Annotated in this window: 1 protein-coding gene; it reads right to left on the reverse strand. The window is 70.2% G+C overall.

Translation table 11 applies throughout. The annotated features are described in order from the left end of the window. On the reverse strand, positions 1 to 618 hold a 618-nt coding region (locus WA788_RS35515), incomplete at both ends, for a polyketide synthase dehydratase domain-containing protein (protein ID WP_335984631.1).

The raw sequence follows: 618 nt of genomic DNA on the forward strand, positions 1-618 counted from the left end.
GGCACCGGCCAGGTCCTGCCCGATAGCCACGCCCTGGGTCCAGACCACCAACCGCCCGTTGTCCGTCTCGGGATCGGCCAGCCACTCCTGCACCCAACCCAACACCGTCACAGCAGCCAACTGAGCCACCTCCGGCGCCGACATCCCCGACGGGGCAGTCGGCACTGGCGCCACCACCACCGGAGCCACCTCGGCCCCGCCCGACTCACCATGCCGCACCCACTGCACCGCAGCGGTGTCAGAGTCCTGCGGGGCAGGCAGCGGAACCCAATCCACCGTGAACAACGACTGCCGCGCCTGCCCACCAGATCCAGCGAACTGACCAGCCGACGCCTCCCGCAGCACCAGTGACCGCGCCGTCAGCACCGGCTGACCGACACCGTCAAACGCCGCCACCGAGACCCCACCCGACCCACGGGCCAGCACCACCCGCAACTGACGCGCACCCCCGGCCAGCAGCCGCACCCCCGACCACACAAACGGCAACCCCGTCCCACCACCGCCATCGTTGCCAGTGCTGGCAGTGATGAGGGCATGCAGGGCAGCGTCGAGAAGGGCAGGATGCAGGCCGAACCCAGCCGCATCGGAGTCGATGACCTGGGGCAGTTCCACCTCGGC

This window comes from Streptomyces sp. CA2R106, assembly GCF_037034245.1.
GTDB lineage: Bacteria > Actinomycetota > Actinomycetes > Streptomycetales > Streptomycetaceae > Actinacidiphila.